At 56.3% G+C, this 16,120-nt stretch carries 12 protein-coding genes; 7 read left to right on the forward strand and 5 right to left on the reverse strand.

Features of this window, described 5'->3' with window-relative positions:
• The first annotated feature begins 45 nt into the window (after positions 1-45).
• The 6 genes from J3U88_RS24015 (at position 46) to J3U88_RS24040 (ending at position 4,936) form a co-directional block, all read left to right on the forward strand.
• On the forward strand, positions 46-666 hold the full coding sequence (locus tag J3U88_RS24015) for an ABC-three component system protein (RefSeq protein WP_207861536.1): 621 nt from the start codon (positions 46-48) through the stop codon (positions 664-666).
• Entirely contained in the window at positions 663-893 is a 231-nt protein-coding gene (locus J3U88_RS24020; protein ID WP_207861537.1) for an ABC-three component system middle component 6, read from the forward strand. Before J3U88_RS24015 ends, J3U88_RS24020 begins: the two co-directional genes overlap by 4 nt.
• Positions 884-2,578 (forward strand): DUF2326 domain-containing protein, encoded by a 1,695-nt coding sequence (locus J3U88_RS24025; RefSeq protein ID WP_207861538.1) that lies wholly within the window; start codon positions 884-886, stop codon positions 2,576-2,578. The genes J3U88_RS24020 and J3U88_RS24025 overlap by 10 nt, the downstream gene beginning before the upstream one ends.
• A gap of 39 nt (positions 2,579-2,617) precedes the next feature.
• Positions 2,618-3,001, forward strand: coding sequence for a tautomerase family protein (locus J3U88_RS24030; protein WP_207861539.1), 384 nt, complete (start codon positions 2,618-2,620; stop codon positions 2,999-3,001).
• Between the two features lie 272 nt (positions 3,002-3,273).
• Positions 3,274-3,918: an HD domain-containing protein gene (locus J3U88_RS24035; RefSeq protein WP_207861540.1), complete on the forward strand. Its 645-nt coding sequence runs from the start codon at positions 3,274-3,276 to the stop codon at positions 3,916-3,918.
• On the forward strand, positions 3,911-4,936 hold the full coding sequence (locus tag J3U88_RS24040; protein WP_207861541.1) for a YheT family hydrolase: 1,026 nt from the start codon (positions 3,911-3,913) through the stop codon (positions 4,934-4,936). Before J3U88_RS24035 ends, J3U88_RS24040 begins: the two co-directional genes overlap by 8 nt.
• A gap of 33 nt (positions 4,937-4,969) precedes the next feature.
• Here J3U88_RS24040 and J3U88_RS24045 read toward each other — a convergent pair whose 3' ends face one another.
• The 5 genes from J3U88_RS24045 to J3U88_RS24065 form a co-directional block, all read right to left on the reverse strand.
• Positions 4,970-5,758, reverse strand: coding sequence for an ABC transporter permease subunit (locus tag J3U88_RS24045; RefSeq protein ID WP_207861542.1), 789 nt, complete (start codon positions 5,756-5,758; stop codon positions 4,970-4,972).
• Positions 5,751-6,617: a hypothetical protein gene (locus J3U88_RS24050; RefSeq protein WP_207861543.1), complete on the reverse strand. Its 867-nt coding sequence runs from the start codon at positions 6,615-6,617 to the stop codon at positions 5,751-5,753. Before J3U88_RS24050 ends, J3U88_RS24045 begins: the two co-directional genes overlap by 8 nt.
• The gene (locus J3U88_RS24055; RefSeq protein WP_207861544.1) at positions 6,610-7,851 is read right to left on the reverse strand and encodes an ABC transporter substrate-binding protein; all 1,242 of its coding nucleotides are present in this window, start codon (positions 7,849-7,851) and stop codon (positions 6,610-6,612) included. The genes J3U88_RS24050 and J3U88_RS24055 overlap by 8 nt, the downstream gene beginning before the upstream one ends.
• A gap of 171 nt (positions 7,852-8,022) precedes the next feature.
• A complete protein-coding gene (locus tag J3U88_RS24060) occupies positions 8,023-11,013 on the reverse strand; it encodes a TonB-dependent receptor (protein WP_207861545.1) in 2,991 nt (996 codons plus the stop codon).
• A 592-nt stretch (positions 11,014-11,605) separates the two neighbouring features.
• Positions 11,606-13,552 carry an immunoglobulin-like domain-containing protein gene (locus tag J3U88_RS24065; protein WP_207861546.1) on the reverse strand — a complete coding sequence of 649 codons (1,947 nt, stop codon included), beginning with the start codon at positions 13,550-13,552 and terminating at the stop codon, positions 11,606-11,608.
• Positions 13,553-14,408: 856 nt separating this feature from the next.
• Between J3U88_RS24065 and J3U88_RS24070 the strand changes: the two genes are divergently transcribed.
• Positions 14,409-16,118: an Hsp70 family protein gene (locus J3U88_RS24070; RefSeq protein ID WP_207861547.1), complete on the forward strand. Its 1,710-nt coding sequence runs from the start codon at positions 14,409-14,411 to the stop codon at positions 16,116-16,118.
• Positions 16,119-16,120: the final 2 nt, after the last annotated feature.

A 16,120-nucleotide genomic window follows, 5' to 3' on the forward strand; every position in this document is an offset into this window, starting at 1 on the left:
CATATCGAGGCGGCCTCGCCAGGGGGGCCACGTTGGAATCCCAACATGAATGATGCGGAACGCGCCCATGTTGATAATCTTATTTTGCTGTGTGATGCCTGCCACAGCGTCATTGATAATCCCGACAATGAAGCGGACTACGGCGTGGCCTTGTTGCAACATTGGAAGCAGGAGCATGAGGAAACCTACCGTCTTGGAGACCCTCACAAAAAGCTTTCAGCCATGGCGTTGGCCGTCAAGGCCATTAGCGAATGGGATTTTGAGGAGCGTGATGGTCTCCATCCATTGAGGGAACCATTTGAAGTCGATGCGAAAATCGCGCACAATCATGTGGTTCGGAACCGCTCGATGATTCAAGTGTACAAAGCTTATTTCGGACAGCTCAACGCGATTTATCAAGAATTGGAAACCCACGGTAGCTTCAGAAAGCAGAACATGTTGCGTAACATTCAGTACTTGTATTTAAAGGCGAAAGGTCTTCGTGAGGCGCATGATGCAGCGTCCGTGCTTGAAATGGGGGACGCCCTACTTGAGGACGTTCAAGGGGCTTTAATTGACCGCCTGGATGCGTCGGGTTTTGATGAAGCGGACAGGGATTTTGCCGTGGCGGTGATGGTGGTGGATGCGTTTTTGCGGTGTAAGGTGTTGGAGGAGCCCGTATCATGATTGTTGAACCAGACTTGAAACCGGAAAATCACGTTTATTATTTGGGGGCCGTGGTGCTTGAGGCCCTTCTCAAGACCACCTCGAAACGTCAGAAGGTTTTTGATTTATTTGAAGCTGTTCGTCAGGTTCAAACGGTGGGGGTTCCCGTGTTTATGGCGACACTTGATTGGCTTTTCCTTATTGGTGCCGTTCGGAGCGAAGGTGAGGAACTGGTTTTATGTTCTTGAGATCACTGGTGATTAAAAAGGGTGAGGCTGTGATCCGTTCGATCCCGTTCCATATGGGCTTGAATTTAATTGTGGATGAAACCATTTCATGTGAAGGACAAGAATCTGGTAACAATGTTGGGAAAACAACCGTACTCAAGTTGATTGATTTTTGCCTAGGTAGTGATGGGGAAAATATTTATCTCGAGGATGAATTTAAAGGAAAGGCCAATGCCCAAGTTGAAGCTTTTGTGAAGCGTGCCGACTTTGAAGTTTGTTTAACGCTCACACGAGACTTGGATTCGACCATGGACGATATTATTATTCGTCGTAACTTCCTTGAGCGATCCGCGAAGGTATTTGAGATTAATGGTGAGAAACAAACATTGAAAAGCTTTCCCGCCAAGCTTAAATCTCTCGTGTTTCGCTCTGATGATGAGAAGCCTACTTGGAAACAGCTTGTGGCCAAAAATATTCGATATGAAAAAGAACGGTTGACCAACACTCTGAAGGTACTAAGTCCGTATACACGGACAGAAGAGTACGAAGCCTTGTACCTGTTTTGGTTGGGTGTTGATGTGGATATTAACGCTCGGAAACAAAAAAAGATAAGAGAACGGACCCAAGAGCGAAATCTAATGAATCGCCTCAAGAAAGTGACCTCTTACTCTCAGATTAATCAGTCATTGATCATTGTGGATCGAGATATTAAGGATTTAAGTGAAAAACGTGCGTCAATAGGTGACGGTGAAGACTATAACGAAACGCTCAATCGTTTTGTTGAGGTGAAATCCCTGATACAAAAATTCTCACGAGTGATTACGCGTTTAGAGCTACGCAAGCAATTGATTTTGGAAAGCAGAGACGCTCTCCGGCAAGAGGTGAGCCAGGTTGACTTAAGCCATGTTCGGTCTGTTTATGAACAGGCCAAAGCTTATGTGCCCAACTTACAGCGGACCTTTGAGGAAACGGTCGTCTTTCATAATCAAATGGTGCAAAGCAAGCTTCGGTTTGTATCGGTAGAGTTACCCGAATTGGAGACGGAGCTAAAAGAGCAGCGCGACCAATTAGAGGCCGCTCTCGCTGAACAGGAAGCCCTAACGCTTCAACTTGATAGGCTCGGGTATTATGGAGATGTCCGTGAACTTGATCGAAAGTTGAACTCAGCTTTTGAAACCAAGGGCTCCTTAGAGAGTCAGAAAAAGTTGTGGGATGAGACCCAGGATAAGCTTGATGTTTTAGAGGAGGAGATCGATGAAATTAATAAAGGCATTTACTCCAAGGATGATTTAATCCAGCAGCAAATAACTGAATTTAACCGCTATTTTTCTTTACTGTCCAAGCAGCTTTATGGTGAGCAGTTTGTTTTGAGTTCAGATAAGAAAGAGAAAGGTTATACTCTTGAAATTAGCAGCATTAGTGGTAATTTAGGAACCGGAAAGAAGAAAGGTCAGATCGCCGCATTCGATTTAGCATATATCCAGTTTGCGGATTCCAGGGAGATTGAGTGCTTACACTTTATTCTTCAGGACCAAATTGAAAATGTTCACGACAATCAACTGAGTAGCATTTTGACGAAGCTGGTATCTCAGACGAATTGTCAGTACATTTTGCCCGTTTTACGTGATAAGTTACCACCTGATATCGATGTAGATAGCCATCAGATAGTTTCCTTGTCTCAGAAAGATAAACTGTTTCGGATTTAGTTTTGTTGGATCAATTGATGCTTGACGAGGTGCGTTGCCATGATCGTGATTTATGGTGTGAAAGAGGCGCTTAACCCGCGCAAAGCGAAGATGTCCGACCTGTTGCACCAATGCATGCAGCAGGTGTTGGGGATGCCGGAGGACAAGCGTGCTCATCGATTCATTCCCATGGATTCAGACGACTTTTATGCACCGGGTGGCCGAAGCGCGGCTTACACCGTGATTGAAATCAACATGATGGCCGGCCGAAGCCCGGAAACGATTAAAGCGCTTATTAAAGCGATTTTCCGGGCATTCGAGGATGGCCTGGGCTTGGCGCCCGTGGATGTGGAGATTACCGTGAACGAACAGCCCGCCCATTGTTGGGGGTTTCGGGGCATCACCGGCGACGAGGCCCGACTCAATTACCGAATCGACGTTTGATTGGTTTCTTTGTGATCGATTTCCCGCGATGAAATCGCTAGGCGGGCGGCGATATCTGGCTCTTGTGTTATGCTGCCCCACATCAGCCCGGGCGTGTTCACCCTGGAGCCAACCCAGCCCTTTTCCGCCTCGACGAACCGCGGTTCCAACCGATAGGTTTCACTTGGCCCTTCCGCTGGATCAATGACTCCGGTCAGGGTGGTGCGTTTTCGGTGTTTGGCATCCGCGAATGTGTCAACCTAAAAACCCCGTGGGTCGATGAGGATTGCGTCGTGCGTGAAACCCAACCAATATCTTTTACCGACTTTGATGCCTTGTGGCGACGGGTGACCGGCCTGTCCGGCGCGACCCGCTTGGCCGCCCTACACGCCGCCTACGGCGAAACCCACCGCGCCTATCACAACCTCGAGCACGTTATCGCCTGTCTGCGCGGGCTGGATGAGGCCTATCTGGTACTCGCCGACAAGCCCTACGCTTGGGACGCGGTGGCCGTGGGCCTGTGGTACCACGACGCAATCTATCGCATCGGCTCCGGTACCAACGAACGCGACAGCGCCGATTGGGCCGCCCGTGATTTGCGTGCCGACGGCGCCGATCCGGTTTTTGCCGATCAGGTCCATGCATGGATCACGGCCACCGAGCACCAAGCCGAACCCGAGGGTCGCGACGCCCAACTTCTGGTGGATCTCGACCTCGGCATCCTCGGTTGTCCCACCGAGATCTACGACCGATTCGAAACGGCGATCCGGCAAGAATACCGCCGCGTTCCGGGTTTTATTTACCGTCGCAAACGCGCTGAAATCCTGCGCGGTTTCTTGGCGCGCCCGGCGATTTACCACACACCCCACCTCCACCAGGCGTGGGAACAACAGGCGCGCGAAAACCTGGCGCGCGCAATCGAGGCGCTTGTTGGGTAATCATTTTTCGCCGGAAGCCTGGCATAAATTGTTCGAAGAACGTCGGCCCAAACCCTTGTCCGCACCATGGTGGGCCCGCGGTGGCCATCGCCAAACCATCCTCTCCCATTTCCTGCGCAAGGTGGACGACCTGCCCCGTTGTACCCCCGAATCCGTCCAACTCGACGGGAGCGATCAACTCGCGATTCGTTATTATCCCGGCACCACCGATACCATCGTTTACCTGTTCCACGGCCTGGGGGGAAGTGCCGACGCAGATTACATGAGCCGCGCCACCCTGGTCGCCGGCAAACGGGGTTTTCATGTTTTTTCCGTAAATCACCGGGGGTGCGGCGAAGGCGCGGGTCTGGCGCGCGAGCCCTATCATTCCGGCCGCGGTGAGGACCTGGCGGCGGTGATTGCCCACGGTCGCCGCAAATTTCCCAAGGCGCGCCACCTCGCCGTCGGTTTCTCCCTTTCCGGCAACGCCTTGTTGCTGCTGCTGTCCGGCAAACGCGGCGTCACCAAGCCGGACGGCGCCGTGGCGGTCAATGCACCGATTGCCCTGCAAACCGCGGCGGTTGCGATTAAATCCGGGTTCAATCGCGTCTACGACCTGCGCTTTGTGCTGCGTCTGCGGCGTTCCGTGCGCCAACGTCAGGCCGCGGGTTTAGAGCCCGAACCTTACCAAATCCCACCCTGGGCCACCCTACACGATTTCGACAACCTGTACACCGCACCTGCCGGCGGTTTTTCCGACCGCGAGGACTATTACCATTCCTGCTCCACCAAGGACCTGCTGGTCCACATTCAAACTCCGACCGTGCTGATGTCCTCGGTCGACGATCCCATCGTCCGTTGGCACGATTATGCCGAGGCCCAACGTTCCGCTTCCGTGTATCTGCACCGCGAGCAGGTGGGTGGGCACATGGGGTATCTCAGCGCGAACGATACGCCCTACGGTTCAAAGTTTTGGTTGGATTACGCCCTGGATCAATACCTCGTTGCGTTGAACGAAGGGTTGCGCATTCGATCTTAACTTTATTGATTTCTCTTGGTTAGGCCGTGGTGCTCACAAGGGTTCCTGGCTGGAAATAAGGGCGAGTTTTCGATTGAACCAAATCAATAGCGCGGGTGGCAGGATGAGCAGGGTTGCCGCCATGGCCGCGTATTGGGGGTTGGCCTCGGCCACGAAATCGTAGACCTTTAGCGGCAGGGTCTGTACCTTACCCGCGCCGATTAACAAGGTGGTCCCGTACTGGGTCCACGAAATGAGAAAGGTTTGAAAGGCGCAGATCAGCAAGGGTTCCCGGAATAGGGGCAGTAACACTTGGGTAAATGCCTGGCGCCGGTTGCCGCCGAGCGTGTAGACCAATTCTTCCAGGCGCCGTTTGTGGTCGTTCCAGAAGGGCACGAAAAAAATCAGCGCAAAGCCGGCCGCGAACATGATTTGTGCCGCCAGCACACCCAGCATCGAGCCCACCAAATCCAGCTTCAAATATAGGTAGAGCAACACCGTGGCCAGGATGACCGGCGAAAAGACGTAGGGTGCATAGGCCGTGATCAGCAGTTGCTCGCGACGAGGGTGGTAGGCCACATAACGCGCCGCCAAAAAACCCAGCGGTGTGGCGACCGCGCAGACCAACAGTGAAATCAACAGGGAGATGCCGATGCTGTCCACCATCGCGCTGCCGGTGAGGAAGTGCGACCAGTGTTGCGCTTGCCAGTCGGTCGGCAGCAGGTGGGGAAAACGCCAGTTGTTGGTCAGGCTGAGCAACGGAACCAACAGATAGGGGCCCAGGCAAAAGGCCAGGGCCGCCGCGACCGCGAGGAATCGGCGGGTGCCGCGCGCTTCAAACACCGAGCCGACCTTGTTTGCCCGCGCGTCGGAACACGAGGGTGAGCACCGCCGCGACCAGCACGCTGTAAATCAGCGCCGCGATGAAGGCTACCGGCTTCTGCTGCAGATCGAACATCTGGAATTTCCGCATGGTGAGGACAGAAACCATTTGCGGTGACTGTTTCCCCAGTAACAACGGAATTTCGTAGGCGCCGAACACGCTGATCCACCACAACATGGTATGCACCTGGCCGCGTTGCCAGAGGATCGGCCATGCGACGCGGCGCCAACAATCGCGGCGGGTTCCGCCCAGGGTGAGCGTGAGGCGACACAGTTCCTCTACCGCCTCCGCGCGGTAAAACCAGCGCAGCAGCAACGAGAAGTAGGGGATGGTGATCAGAAGAAACGCGACGATCACACCGATGGAGGCCGGATCGTGGATCAGCGGCATGAAGGCTTGCGGGCTGTCGATCAGCCCGAGCGCGGCGAAGGGACGGGCCAACAGTCCCGAACCGGTAAACATCTGGAACACCACAAAAGCCGCCACCGTCATCGGTAAAGCCAAGGGTAGGTACACCGCCGTACCCAGTGCGCCCTGTTCCAGCGGGCGTCGTAGGCTGAGGCTCACCGGGAGGGCGACCATCCAAGTCAGCGCTAAGGTGAGGGTGGCGACATAAGCGCTGTTGAGGAGGGAAAACCAGATTTCCGAGCGGGTGAGCGTGGCCGTCCAGAAGTCAAACGTAAAACCTTGTCGTAGCAGGCCGACCGTGCCAAAGCTGTAGGCCGCCGCATAAACCAAACCCACCGCAATCGGCAGAACCGCGACCAGGACGAACAGGGCAAAAGCCCAGAACGATGGGTCGCGTCGTGGGTTATTCACCCAGGACCTCGCGGCGGAAATCCTCGTAGAGGCGAATCATGTATTCCGGGGCCAATTCCATGTGGGCGCGGTCCTGGATGGTCTCTCGGGCCGGGGCGTGGACGCGGTTGGGCACGGATGCGAATTTTTCGGACCAGGTCGCTGGTAACTTGGCGCGGTCGAGCACCGTGCCGTCACCCCAAACCGCCGGGTTCTGTTTCTCGAGTTGGGCCGCGGGCGAAATCATGAAGTTGATCACCGTCATGGCCGCGGCCTTGTTGGGCGAACCCGCGATGATGCCCAGGTAATGGCTGTTCTGAATGGTGCCGTAGGCCGGTACGTAGGCGCGTGATGTTTCGGGGAACAAACCCTGCAGCACTTTGTTGTCGACCTCGCCGTCGTTGTTGCTCATGGTGAAATCCAACTCGCCGTTGGCGAACATTTGATGCATTTGGGCCAAGCTGTTGGGGAAACTTTCGCCGCCGCGCCAGAGATGGGGCTGGAGTCGGCGCACGTAGGCCCACAGCGCCGTGCTGATTTGGCGATAGGTCTCTTCGTCAAAGGGGCCGCCCAGAATTTGGGGATCGCCCGCGATATCGATCATCCAGGATTTGAGCAGGGTCATGCCGGTGAAGGTGCTGTCAAAGGTGAAGCGGCCAGGGTTTTTTTCAACCCAGGCCAGCAGGTCGGCGCGACTTTGCGGGGGGGTGGTCACCCGTTCGCTGTTGTAGATGAGCGCCAGTTGTACATTGCCCCAGGGACACTCGTAGCCGTCGATGGGCTGCTGGAAGTCGATGCCGATAAAGGGGTTGTCGAAATCGATCAGAGCCGCGTTGGGGAGCTGTTTGGTGAAGGGGCCGAACAGGGCGTTGATTTGGCGTAACTGGTAAAAGGTTTCCCCGTTAATCCAAACCATGTCGTATTCGCTGTTTTTTTTGCCCGCTTCCAGTTCCGTCATAATCGCCGACACGATTTGACCACCCTGGGCCGGTACCAGGTTGAGGGTGATGCCGTGTTGTTCCTTGACGCGGGGCACCACCCAGTTGCGCATGTAATCGTTGATATAGGGATCGCCCATCCACATGGCGAAATTCACCGTTTGGTCACGACTCTTTTGGGTGATCTCCGCCCATTCCGCGGTGAGTGGATCAAAAGGCGGTTGGGTTTCAGTGGCGGTGGGCCGACCACAGGAGAAAAAAAAGCATCCCCAAAAAACCAAACCTACATTTTTGAGAAGGTGCGCGCGTCGTGACATAAAACCTCGTTGGTGGCGAAAACATGGGCTGGAACAATCCTGCCGTCGGTCGCCGTTTTTACCATAAAGCGTGTGTGGTGCGAAGGGGTTGTGTCTTGGCTTGTGAAGTGAGAAGGGCTTTTCCTTGTTGGTGGAAAAGCCCTGGTTGAAAAAGCATGATGCGGGGGAAATCTAAAACAGATAACTCAGGCTGAATTGGTACTGGCGGGGCGGGCCCGCGTTCCGTTGTACCGGCGGCGTACCCGCGGGGCCTGCCTGAATTTGGTTGCTCTGGGTGGCGTTGTTGCTGTACCCGCTCAGGTTGTCTTCGTTGGTTAGGTTAAAAATATCGGCGCGCACTTCCAGGCGATTACCGCCCAGGTCCAAGCGGTAGCTCAGGCCTAGATCGAAGATCCGGGACCAGGGTAAGCGGTCGCTGTTGCGTGCTTCACCGGGATAGCGGTCGCTGTTGCCCTGGTACGCGTCGCCAAAGGCGCGGCCGTCGCCGTTGAGATCCGTGGTACCGAAAACCGAGGCGTCGGGGATGCGGTTGATCGGCTGACCGCTCTGGATCAGGCCGGCCAAGCTCAGTGTCCAGCGGGGCAGGGGATGAACCGCGCCCAGCAGGCTGATTACGTGGGTTCGGTCGTTGATGGACGGTCCCCACTCGTCACCGAAACGGTTGCTGTCTTGGGCTCGGAAATTAATGTCTTCCGTGTCGTTGCGCAGCTCGGAAAGCGTGTAACCCAGGCGGAACGAATAGATGTCGCCGCCGCGATCCTTGACCAGGTTGAAGTTGGCCGCCTTGTAGCGCGAGCCGCCTTCCGTTTCGCTGATGACGATGTTGCGTGCGCCGCCCGCGACCGGTGCGACCGGGCGGGTTGCGTCCGCTTCTTCCGCGCCGCGCACCAAGGCCGACAATTCGGCATCGCTTAAGGTCTCCGCCTGTTCGCGGGTGATCCCGTAAGCGCTGGGGGCGTTAAGGTTACGCAGTCGCACCAAGTTCTCGGAACGGGAGTACATCAAATCAACATAAAACAACATATTGTCGCGGATTTGGCGTTGGTATCCCAGCGAGAGCTGCAGCGTTTCGGGGTTTTCCCAACCGTTGGGATTGAGAATACGGCGTTCATTGCTAAATGCCGTGTCGCGCAAGTTGGCGACCTGATCGGGCGTGGGGCCCCCGAGGTAAGTGACCCCGGTGGGGTTCACCGTGAGGTTGCCGTCGAAGGTGATTGCGTCTAAGTCGGTGTCCGCCGGCAAAATACCCAATGCGATCAGTTGGTTGAGCTGTTGGCGAAACCCTTCCGCCGTGCTGTTCTGTTGGAGGGCGTCGCTGTAAATCGCGTAAGGCAGTTTTTCATAGAACAGGCCCGCGCCGCCGCGCAGCACGCTGCGTTCGTCCAGCGCGTAGTTGGCGCTGATTCGCGGCGCGAGGTTGTCCTTATCGCCCGAGGCCCCGCCGACCGCGGTCAGGTTATCGTAGTCATAGCGCAAGCCCAGGGTCAGGTCGAGGCGGTTGCCGATTGAGATTTGGTCCTCGATGAACAGGCCGTGCATCGTTTGACGGCGCCCGAATGCCTTGGGTTGCAGTTCCACCGCGTAATCCAGCACCGTGACATCGGCGGGTAAATCGTTGAGCGTCAGTCCCGCGCCCAATCCTCGTGCAATCAAGGCCTGTTGTTGGTTTTGGTTCAGTTGGACCAGGTAGTTGCCGTTGACATTGCCGCCGCCCAGCAGTTCAAAATCGGCCGCGATCAAATCGTAACCCACCTTGAAGACGTGGTTGCCGCGAACCCAGGAAACCTTTTGCTGGAGCTGGTAGGTGCGTTCCAAATCGTCGAAGATATAGCCGGGATGGCCGAGCACACCCGCCGTGATTCCCTGTGCATCCAAGACCGTAACTTGTGGGCCGGGCCCCGAGACTGGTTCCCCATAGTCCCAACGAAAGCGTGAATACTGCAGATTGGCCTCGTAGGTAAAGCCGTCACCGATGTAGGTGTTGGTGAGGGCCACCAAGGCCGCGTTGCGGTCTTGCCGGTTGGCGGCACTGGGAAAAGTGACCCCGCCCTCTAAGCCGCCGCCTTGGCGTTCCAATGCGACTTGGCCGAGGTTGGCGCGCAGCGCGCTGCTGAATTGCGGGCTCCAGTAATGGTCGATTTTCAGGCTCGTGTAGGTGAATTCATTGGCGCCGGCCACCGTTTCATTGACGCCGAGTGATGGGGAACGAAGCAGGTTGTCTTTGTCGTCGGCCGTGTGTTCCAGATTCACAAAATAAAAGGTACGGTCGGGGACCAGAGCGCCGCCCACCGCGAAACCGAACTGGTCGCGGCGGAAACCGTCCTGCACCTGGTTGCCGGACAGATCGCGTTGTGCAAAGGGTGAGGAGGCGTCCAAAGAGGGCCCCGGTCGGGTGACATAAAAGACCTCGCCTTCCATCGTGTTGCCGCCGCTTTTGCTGGTGATGTTAAAGATGCCGTTGCCGGTACGCCCGAATTCGGCCGAGTAGTTGTTGGTCAGGACCGTGATGTTGCGGGTGAAGCCGACCGGGATGGGGAACTTCTGACCGCCCAAAAAGTTTTCGTTGTTGTCGAGGCCGTCGATCATGTAGTTGGTATACAAAGCGTTGGCGCCGTTGATGCTCACGTTGGGCGCCTCGGGGAAAAAGCCCGTGGCCTGGGTGACGTTGGGCAGACGGAACAAGGCGCGGGTAATGTCGCGACCTTCAATCGGCAGCGTTTCAATTTCGGCTTCACTGAGCGTGGACGAAATTTCGCCGTTGATCCCGTTGAGTTTGGCGAATCCGCTGGTGACCGTGAGTGATTCGGTTTGGGTTTGGCGCGGAAAACGCAACAGGGTGACACTGCTGACGAAGTTGGCGCGTAAACCGACCCGTTCGGCTTCGCTCGCGCTGTAGGTGGTGTCGGCCGCGGCGACCACGCGGTAGTCGGCCGGGGAGAGGCCGTCGATGCGAATTTTACCCAAGGCGTTGGTGGTCAAGACGCGTTGCCAACCGGTGGCCTCGTTGCTAATCGTGACGGCTTGATCGGCGAGGGGGGTTCGCTCGGGGTACAAAAGCACCGAAATTTCGAGGCCGGCTTGCTGGGCCCAGAGTGGGCATGCGGTAAAGAAGATCAACCATAACAAAGGTGTTCGCGCGTTGAGGGGGTACGGCTGTTTCATGAGTGGGGATCCCTCCAGATTTCGTGGATCAATCAATAAATGTTTTGGCAAGGTTGCATCCCGTCCACGGCAAAGCCGTTGATGATTGCGTGCAACCATCAGCAGGGCTGTGAACGAGGTGGCGTGGTGGGGGGGCGCAAGGCCTCGCGATTGTAGCAGAAGCACGCCTCGAACTGCCGAAGATTCGGTGGATGTGCTGAACCTTCCCACATGGCCAACAACCAGGGGCCTGGGTTCATTCCAGGATTGCCGGCCGCGGTGCAAGAAAGTGGTGAACCGACCGTGCAAATCAGGGGCAGGCAACCAGCTCGAGGTGCGACCTAGCACCCCGAGATTGGGGAAAAACAGTCGGGTTTCGCCAATCGGCCGGCCCCACAAAGGGCGCGACATTTGGACGAGGAAGGGTTACTATTCTGCTTAAATTCAGGTGTTTGCATAAGACTGGCACTGCTTGCATAAGACTGGCACGGCAAAGACGCTTCCCGCCGAGAAGCGTTTCCTTTGATCTGCCAATCCAACGCCGTAGAAAAGGCCGCCGCAACGGGTTGTGGGTGTTGAACCCGTGTGGCGACCTTTGCTTGTGGGTTATCTGTTAGCGGAGGCGAAGGCGCAGTGCCTTGATCGCGATCTGATCCGTGTCGTCGGCGCCCTCCGTTCGGAAGCGAATCTCGGTTTGGTCGTTAAACGGGAAGGTCGATGCATCAACCGCCACGGTCGCCGTGTATTCCAATTGGTTGTCGAACTCGACGCCTTGGATGTAGGTTTCCCATCGGTGCCATTGACGGCCGGCGCGGGCTTCTACAAACAGGCGCTCATGGTCTGCCATACCAAAGGTTTCGAAAACGAACTTAAGTTCGAGCGTGCCGTAACCGCTCAATGCCACGTTATCGAGGGTTTCGTGCGCGCCGCCGGGGGAATCCGTTTTTAAGGGATCAAAACCATGATTGATCAAGGTGACCCAACTGGTTTTGGCCGGAGGATTGCCGTTTACCGACCACAGCACCCGTGAACCCGCGTGTAAGGCGAGCGATCCATTGTTGTGAAGCATCAAGTGGGTGGCGCCTGATCCGACGGTTCGGCTCGCCCAAACGGCTTGCCCGGCCGCCGTGTAGAGCACCAGGTTGCCGTCTCTTTGAAGAATCATTCTTGTGCCGGATCGCCCCTGGGTCCCCGACGCCCAACGAACCTGGCCAACTTGGCGATTGCGCAAAACCAGGTTGCCGTCCCCCTGGAGCTTGAAGCGGTAGGTCCCGTTTTCGGACTGGAGCCATTCCCTTGCCGCGAGCTGTTCGTTTGCGCGCAGGCGCGCCGTGCGGTGGCCGGAGGGGTCGTCTTGAGCCACCACCTCCACGGACCGTGTGGCCGTGATCGCCGCGTTACCGGCCGCATCCGTGACGTCGTAACGCAGCGTGGTGCGTCCCTTGCGGCTTGTGTCAACGCTTCCCGTTACGCGGATTTGTGCTGATAAATCGCCGTCCGTATCGTCCACCGCGCCGGCGCCCGGATCGCGGAACACGCCGCCGAGGGCAACCGTCATCGGATTGGCGCCGCGGACGGTAATAATCGGGGGCGTGGTATCGCCGCCGCCGTCCAATCCCTGGAAAAAGTAAATGGGTTGATTGGCGCGTTCCGAAACCGTGTAGTAATCCAACCCCAAGGCATCCCAGGCAACGGCCTCCCCCTGCGGTTCGCCGCGCACCGGTATCTTGAGGGGATCGCGGGAAAGGGCCGCGCCGATTGGTTCGTCTTGGTCGCGAAGCCACAGGTAGTTGCGGTTGGTGGTTTTAATAATGATGCGGCTGCCGTCCGGTGCGATATCGCCCGCGGTTAACCAGTGAATATTGATGCGCGCCACTTCTTCACCGGTATGGGTTGTGCCGTGGCGCAAGGGTGCGGCGAATCGGTAAACGCGATTGCTTTGCTCTCTTTTACTGACCACGTACACATCGCCGTTGCCGGGGTCGACCAGCAGGGTTTCCGCATCGCGCCGCCCGTCCGGGTAGCGTAGGCGAATCACATCGGCACGAAGCGAAGCGCCCGTTTGGCCGACCACCGGTTCTTCGACGCGGTACAGCGTTTTAATATCGCGGCGCGCCCCGTTGTCGCCGATGTCGCCGACATACACGTAGCTTTTGTTCGGTTCCGGGCCCGGCCCAACCGCGATGTCTTCCCAGTCGACGTTGGTTGCGTTGCTAAGGGCGTAGTTCGCGATCCCGCGGCCGGATGCGTCAATCGCAAAAATGTGTTCCTGTTGCGGGTTCCCCGAATCATTGTGGACCCAAAACAGGCCCTCGTTTGCCCGGCTCGCCGCGATGCCGGAAATCTCATCCAGCACCGATTGGGTGATTCGGCCGACTTCGACACCTTCCGCGAAGGTCGTTCCTTGCGTTCCGCGTTGGTCGGGCGGTTGTTTGAAGTGGGGTTCGGTGTGGATTGAAGGAAGCGTGTTTTGGGCGACGCCGTTTTGAGACAGGCAAGGCCCACTGCCAAGAGAAAAGAAGAAGAGGAGCAAGAACGAAGCATCAATAAGTCTTAGCATTTTTTTCCTCGAATGAATTCATGTTAGGGCTCGGAATCACGCCCGATCCAGCGGATCAACCGCGACGAAATGCGGGAGAGGCCACATTTCTCTCAAGGAATTGTCGCGAGAAGCTGTAAGCCTTGTGAGTACGAAGGTTACGGCCGAGAGCAAGCGGAGCGGGGCCAACCCTTCGGCGTAGCAGCGCTACGTCGCGTATTGCGCGACAGAGTAATGCGGAAGGCCGCCCCCTCGTAATCGCACGGGTTGCCCCGTGGCAGAATTCCTTGTGGGAATTGCGGGCTAGGTAGAGCGCTTGGGCGAAACCGGGGAGGACGGGTTCCGCAATCGTCAGTGCGAGAGCGTGGTTCGAGCATTGCTAGGATTTTAGATGCCGTGCGTCAATATGTCGAATGAGGTAATAGTGAAATAAGAAACAAATATGAATAGTTTTTTTGGCTGATTATCGGGCGGCCGAACCGTCCTGTTCCGGTTTCTGCATTTTTTGGTTGCAGGAAATTCCTCGCTTTCGCGCGTTGTTAAACGGGGCGCCGAAAAGAAATCGTCGCAATAACTGTTGCACGCTAAGGGATGTCTTTTCGCCCTGATTCCAGTAGCATAAAACCTAATTAGCGCGAGACCTCGCGGTGATTTCAACCAAACCTCTGGGGGGCAACGAGCTGTGGGAAAACGTGCCATTCACCAGTGAGGTTCGGTGCGATCCTGGTTTACTTTTTCAAGTTATTTCACACCAGAGTTTTAGCTGAAACTTTTGGCGTGTTTGGCGCTTTTTAGGTAAAAAGCCCGCCGCGGCAATTGTGGTTGCTGTCGTGCGCATGTTTTATTGGAACGACCAACAGACCGAGGGAGTCACTGAATGACAAGTTGGGCCATCGATTTGGGAACCAGCAATACCGCTGTTGCGCGCTGGGATGATCAAAACAACGAACCGCGTATGGGCCATTTTCCCGATATCGCGCGGGATGCCGAGGAAGGGCGTGACTTGGAAGTTCGCTATTCGATTCCTTCCGCCGTCTACCTCAGTGAACGGGATTCGTGGGCCCGCAACCTGTATCGTTATAAATGGTTGCGACGCTGGTTACCGACGCCCTACCAAGCCTTGATCGGTCGCGCCGCCTTGGATGAAAATGCCCGTTCCTCCAGTGCCCAATTCGTGCCCACCTTCAAATCGGCCTTGATGCGCGACAGTTACCGCACCCTCGGGCGGGTGAGACGCCGAACGGTTGGTGCTCGGGTTGTCGCCACCACTTTTCTGTTTGAACTGATGCATTTCATGAAAAAGAAGGACGGAAAATGGCCGCGCCGGTTGGTGTTCGGTACCCCCGTGGATAGCTTCGAGCCCTACCGTGCCGTGCTTAAAGAAATTGCGCGTGAGGTCGGTGTTCGCAAGGTTGGTTTTGTCGATGAACCTGTCGCCGCGGCCCTGGGTTACGGCCTTTCCATTCGCGACGACCGCCCCGTGTTGGTTGTTGATTTCGGCGCGGGCACCCTTGACCTCGCCCTCATCCGCATGACCAAACAGAAAAGCGAAAAAATCGGGGCCTGCGAGGTTCTGGCCAAAGAAGGTCTGGTCCTTGGCGGCAACCACGTCGACGCCTGGCTGTTCGAAAAGTTCGCGGCCGAAAAAGGGTTCGAATTACAGGGTATCAACGAAATGGTCGCCCAATGGTGGTACAACGCCATGCTCGGCGAAGCCTGTCGGGTCAAAGAACGCCTCTTCTTTGAGGAAGAAACCTTTTTCTCACTCGAACCGCCCGAACAATTGCGCTCTTTCGATAAAATCCTGCAAATGCAGGGGGGGCCCCGCCGAGACCCGGTTACCGTTAACCGCCAAGATCTGATCGACCTGCTCGATGAAAAAGGGCTGTACGCCGCCATAAAAGATGCATTGCGTGCCATCGAACGTCAGGCCACCCGCCACGGCATCGCCAACAAAGATATCGGCGAGGTCTTGATGGTGGGCGGTTCGACCTTACTTCCTCAGGTCTATTCCGTGGTCGAAAAACATTTTGGTCGTGACCGGGTTCGCGCATGGCAACCCTTCTTTGCGGTTGCCTACGGTGCCAGCGTATTTTCCGACGGTGGACGGCGAACCTCCGACTTCATTACCCACGACTACGCGATTCAAACCTTTGACGCCAAGGCCAAAAAGAAGGCGTATCACGTGATTGTGCCGGCCGGAACCCACTTCCCCACGCCAAAGGATTTTAACAAACAATTTTTTGTACCGACCTGCGCGGGCGGTGAACCGGAAGATCTCTTTCGGCTCGTGATTTGCGAACTCGGGCGTCACCGTCAGGAAGTCGAAGAATTCGTGTGGGACGCCCAGGGGAAACTCCACAAGGCCGGCGACGATTCGGAGGAGGGCGGCCGATTGGTCATTCCCCTTAACGAGCAGGATCCCACCTTGGGTCGTCTCAACCCGCCGCACCAGCCCCAGGACCGCAAGGCGCGCCTTGAAATTGCTTTTGGGATCAATGAGGATCGCTGGCTGATTGCCACGGTCACCGACATCAAAACCAACAAGGTCTTGATGAAGGAACGCGCGGTCGTCCGCCTCAAATAGGC

The organism is Acanthopleuribacter pedis (genome assembly GCF_017377855.1).
Taxonomy (GTDB): Bacteria; Acidobacteriota; Holophagae; order Acanthopleuribacterales; family Acanthopleuribacteraceae; genus Acanthopleuribacter; species Acanthopleuribacter pedis.

Bases quoted from the DNA above. Each gene is read 5' to 3' on its own strand.
- J3U88_RS24015 (WP_207861536.1), top strand. From the start codon at position 46: ATGAATGATGCGGAACGCGCCCATGTTGATAATCTTATTTTGCTGTGT.
- J3U88_RS24020 (WP_207861537.1), top strand. From the start codon at position 663: ATGATTGTTGAACCAGACTTGAAACCGGAAAATCACGTTTATTATTTG.
- J3U88_RS24025 (WP_207861538.1), top strand. From the start codon at position 884: ATGTTCTTGAGATCACTGGTGATTAAAAAGGGTGAGGCTGTGATCCGT.
- J3U88_RS24030 (WP_207861539.1), top strand. From the start codon at position 2,618: ATGATCGTGATTTATGGTGTGAAAGAGGCGCTTAACCCGCGCAAAGCG.
- J3U88_RS24055 (WP_207861544.1), bottom strand. From the start codon at position 7,851: ATGTCACGACGCGCGCACCTTCTCAAAAATGTAGGTTTGGTTTTTTGG.
- J3U88_RS24060 (WP_207861545.1), bottom strand. From the start codon at position 11,013: ATGAAACAGCCGTACCCCCTCAACGCGCGAACACCTTTGTTATGGTTG.
- J3U88_RS24065 (WP_207861546.1), bottom strand. From the start codon at position 13,552: ATGCTAAGACTTATTGATGCTTCGTTCTTGCTCCTCTTCTTCTTTTCT.
- J3U88_RS24070 (WP_207861547.1), top strand. From the start codon at position 14,409: ATGACAAGTTGGGCCATCGATTTGGGAACCAGCAATACCGCTGTTGCG.